At 45.9% G+C, this 3,632-nt stretch carries 6 protein-coding genes; 2 read left to right on the forward strand and 4 right to left on the reverse strand.

What is annotated here, in order from left to right; genetic code table 11:
- The coding region (locus tag Q0372_RS10395) for a DUF6122 family protein (RefSeq protein ID WP_366810513.1) at positions 1–115 on the reverse strand (115 nt) is incomplete at its 3' end.
- Here Q0372_RS10395 and Q0372_RS05995 point away from each other — a divergent pair.
- Positions 85–450: a hypothetical protein gene (locus Q0372_RS05995; RefSeq protein WP_298103781.1), complete on the forward strand. Its 366-nt coding sequence runs from the start codon at positions 85–87 to the stop codon at positions 448–450. The genes Q0372_RS10395 and Q0372_RS05995 overlap by 31 nt on opposite strands.
- 184 nt (positions 451–634) lie before the next feature.
- Here Q0372_RS05995 and Q0372_RS06000 read toward each other — a convergent pair whose 3' ends face one another.
- Both Q0372_RS06000 and truD read right to left on the reverse strand, forming a co-directional pair.
- Complete coding sequence (locus tag Q0372_RS06000) at positions 635–844, reverse strand: hypothetical protein (RefSeq protein ID WP_298103783.1); 210 nt, start codon at positions 842–844, stop codon at positions 635–637.
- 41 nt (positions 845–885) lie between these two features.
- The gene (truD, locus tag Q0372_RS06005) at positions 886–1,998 is read right to left on the reverse strand and encodes a tRNA pseudouridine(13) synthase TruD (protein ID WP_298103786.1); all 1,113 of its coding nucleotides are present in this window, start codon (positions 1,996–1,998) and stop codon (positions 886–888) included.
- A 106-nt stretch (positions 1,999–2,104) separates the two neighbouring features.
- On the opposite strand from truD, the gene Q0372_RS06010 reads away from it, so the two are divergent.
- On the forward strand, positions 2,105–3,142 hold the full coding sequence (locus tag Q0372_RS06010; protein WP_298103789.1) for a hypothetical protein: 1,038 nt from the start codon (positions 2,105–2,107) through the stop codon (positions 3,140–3,142).
- A 96-nt stretch (positions 3,143–3,238) separates the two neighbouring features.
- Here Q0372_RS06010 and Q0372_RS06015 read toward each other — a convergent pair whose 3' ends face one another.
- Complete coding sequence (locus Q0372_RS06015) at positions 3,239–3,493, reverse strand: hypothetical protein (RefSeq protein ID WP_297963657.1); 255 nt, start codon at positions 3,491–3,493, stop codon at positions 3,239–3,241.
- Positions 3,494–3,632: the final 139 nt, after the last annotated feature.

Raw genomic sequence — 3,632 nt, forward strand, 5'->3', positions numbered from 1 at the left:
GATCCAAATCCACTAGCATGGTCGCCAAAAGAATGCAATAAGTTTTTTTCCATGTTTCTTTATAAAAAAAATAAGCTATAAAAAATGGAAAACCAAAAATCGGAACGATGTTTATCCCTCGATAATTTTACAGATATTGCAAATATCGAAGCTAAAATTATTAAGCTAATAAGTGATGATTTAGGCGATTATGCGCTTTATGAGCAGTTTGAAAATTCAGAAATTACAAAAAGAGAGGTTTCGACAGCCGGATATTATTGCCATTTCGAGTGTAAAAAAATATTAGAAAAAAGCAAAAACAACGGTTTTGTCGGCAATGTAAATTTAATGCTTTCTGGTGAAAATATTGGAGGAGCAATGGTTCTTTTGGAAAATGGAATTTTAAAAATGTTAGAATGCTACTTTTGGGAAGAGAATAATTTTTTTGAAAATATTGTAAACGGGCAATAGTAGATAAAAGACTTAAGCGATTTTAAGCTTAATAATATTTTGCTGGTTATTGACGAAAATAAATTTGGACAATTATAAAAAGGTGAAATTTAGCAAATTTTACCTACGGCCGAGCAGAATAAAATTTTAAATTCTATGGCTTAGACAAAACGGCACGCTTGCTGCGATGAAATTTCACGAAATTTCATAAAATTTCATCGCCGCATAAATTTAAATCCACGTAGTCGGTTTTAATATTTCGCAAAATTCCGCGCGGCGCAGTGCGATTTGACGTGGGGCGCGGCGTGGCGTGAGCCCTATTCTGCAGCGCGGTGCAGTGCGGTGCGCTACGCCGTAGCGTAAATGTGGTGCGAACCATACATACTCTACGGCGCGGTTTGACGTGGCATGACATGGGACGCGTGAGTCCTTACCCTATACAGCGCGCGATGCGGCTCAATCCTCGTTTGTCGCGGCGCCCTCGAATATATCTCGGTGCAAAATTTCTTCCAAAACGACCGTCGCGTAAGAGCCTTTCGGCAGGTAAAAACTGAAGCTAAAATGCGCGTTTTGCGCATCGTAGACGTGCTGCACGCGCTCCATAAAGCTCCACGCAAACCTGCGCGAGCCGTTCATCTGCGCCTCAAACTCGCGCGAGGGCGCGAAAATTTCATCTTCAAATCTGCCGCCAAGCCCGCTAGCTCGCAGCTTTGCTCGCCCGACGATTAGACCTGCGCTCGTGATTTCTCGCCTCGTAAACCGCTCGCACTCCGCGCCAAGATCGTCGCAGCTAAAAAACGCGCCGTGCGGAAAATGCCCTAAAATCTCGCCCCTTAGCAGCTTAAAAAACTGCGGCTGAGCCGCGATCTCACGTGCCTCCTCCTTGCTTAGTTCGTAAATTTTAGCAAACTCGCCAAGGCTAAATTCCGCTGCAAATTTTGAAATTTCGACCCGCTTGCTGAGCCAGCGATTGAAAAGCTCGCTCTGATAGGCGCTGATTAAAAAGTCGCGCATTTTGGGGTTTTTAAGCCGCCTCTGTCCGCGCAGCACCTCCTCGCCCTGCGCCGCGTTGTCGCCGAACTTGCCGAAGCGCTGATAGCCGAAGTAGTTCGCGAAGCCCTCGCGCCCTAGCGTATCTAGCGCGGCTGCGAGCTTGACGGCGTCGGGCGGTAGGACCTTTTTTAGGCGGATGAAAAAGTCGTTGCCCTTAAGATGGCCGATTTTAAGCTTGTTTTTGTGCCTTTGTACGCTTAAAATTTTAAGGCTTTCGTGCGAAAATCCGCCCAGCGCAGGCTCAAATTTAGCGGGCATACTAACGTGCTGCGTCGTAAGGCCCTGCTTGTCTTTAAGTCCCGCATAGCCGAACTCGCGCATCTTTGCACCCGTGCACTCGCTTAAAATCCGCAGTGCCTCGTGCGTGCTGATGCCTTTTTTTTGCAGCAGCAAAATGCAGTGCTCGCCCTCACCGCTAGGCTCGTAAAGCGGTACTTCGCGCACGACGAAATCGCTGGAGTTTTTACTAAAATGCGCATTTATCGGCGCATGATTTAGGGTGTATAAATTTTTCATAGCCGGCCTTTGCGTTAATCTAAGGCACAATTTTATAAAATTGAGCCTAAAAAACTCATTATTAAGGCAAATTCTAGTATCATTGCTCTAAAAAAAAGGATGAAAAATGCTTCAAATCAGGCTCTTTCGCTTCGATCCGCACTGCGATGTAGCAAGCTACTTCAAGCCCTATGTTTATGAAAGCGCACCCTTTGCCGATCTTGCGGCGCTGCTTGATCACATCTGCGCGCACGATCCCTATTTCAGCGCGCAGGGAGTGGAATTTGTAAAAATCGGCGGCACGACGGTGAGCGTAAAAGAGCCGCTAGATACGCTCATAGCACACTTTGGAAGCGAGCTAATCATCGCGCCTCTTAGCGAAAAAGAGGCGATTAAAGACCTACGCTGCGAGCCGAGGGCGTTTTTGGATAAATTTAAAGCCTTTGAAAGCATCGCGGACGCCAATGATTTCGAGCTTTACAAAAGCCTCGCGCCCTATTTTTACTCGACGAAAATCCCCGCATGCTCGCAGGAGTTTTTGGGCAACAGCGCCTTTATCTTCGCGCACCGCCTGATGCAGACGCACCCGAGCGAGCGCATGAGGATTTTGGAGATCATCGAGCCGCAGATGGCGTATTTTACGAAGTGCGACGCCGTGGGGATGGAGTTTGACGACCGCACGGCATACAGGGCGTTTTGCGATATTTTAAAATTTGAGCCTGCGCGCAGTAATAAAATTTTAAGCGCGCAGAGCATGGCGGAATTTGACGCAGCGGGCGCTAAGCACGATTTTAGCGGCTTTAACGTCGCCGTGTGGTACGACGAGGCTGCGGAGGAGCTGGCTAGCAGGCTGGGCGCGCAGATCGTGCACTTTGAATGTGAAGGCGCGCCGCTTGGAGCGCAGATATACGAGCGCGAGCGGGAGTGCGCGCTGCGGCTGGGGGGCGAAATTTTATTTGACGCGTTTGATAGCGGAAGCGACTTTTTGCTAGTAAATTCCAAGCTCGCGCTTGATTTTTTAGACGGCAGAAGCGATGAAATCCAAAGGCTTTTCGGCAGAGATCTCGCGGACTTTTATCTAATTACGACAGATGAGCTCATCGCTCTAGCTCGCGGCGAGAGGCCCGACTTTTCGGCACGCAAGCTAAAGCCGACGCTGATTTAAGCGAACAGGGTTTTAAAATTTCAAAATTTTATCTATTTGTCTATTTGGCTGCTTTTGGAATTTCACTACTTTAGCCGCCTTATTGTCCATAATTTTTTAAAAAATTATCCGCAAAATCATACTTACGATAAATCCAAAAATACCCAAATAAATGCTAAGCCCCAAGCAAAATTCAAAGGCTATGTAAAGCCAAATAATTTTACGATCTAGAGGCTTTTGGTATCTCTCATCATTTAAAAGTTTCATATCTCTTTTCATAGCGGCAAATTTAAAAAACTCATCTACTTTTGAGTCTTTCCAAAAATCAAATGACGGAGTAGCTATGAAAGCCCATATCGGTGCAAAAAACATAATAAACGACGCCGTTTGGATTGTTTTTAAAATTTCATCAATCTTTCTCTCCTATTTTTAAAACAAAATTCCGACCGAAATTCTAATACACGCAAGCATTCTCAACCGTGCAGAAAAGTTACGACTTCGTGTTCTTTTG

Origin of the sequence: uncultured Campylobacter sp. (assembly GCF_937997405.1) — a bacterium.
Classification (GTDB): domain Bacteria; phylum Campylobacterota; class Campylobacteria; order Campylobacterales; family Campylobacteraceae; genus Campylobacter_B.

What these genes read in the sequence shown, in the direction of transcription:
- Q0372_RS06010 (WP_298103789.1), top strand. Translation starts at nt 2,105, where the DNA reads ATGCTTCAAATCAGGCTCTTTCGCTTCGATCCGCACTGCGATGTAGCA.
- Q0372_RS06000 (WP_298103783.1), bottom strand. Translation starts at nt 844, where the DNA reads ATGTCATGCCACGTCAAACCGCGCCGTAGAGTATGTATGGTTCGCACC.
- Q0372_RS06015 (WP_297963657.1), bottom strand. Translation starts at nt 3,493, where the DNA reads ATGTTTTTTGCACCGATATGGGCTTTCATAGCTACTCCGTCATTTGAT.
- truD (WP_298103786.1), bottom strand. Translation starts at nt 1,998, where the DNA reads ATGAAAAATTTATACACCCTAAATCATGCGCCGATAAATGCGCATTTT.
- Q0372_RS05995 (WP_298103781.1), top strand. Translation starts at nt 85, where the DNA reads ATGGAAAACCAAAAATCGGAACGATGTTTATCCCTCGATAATTTTACA.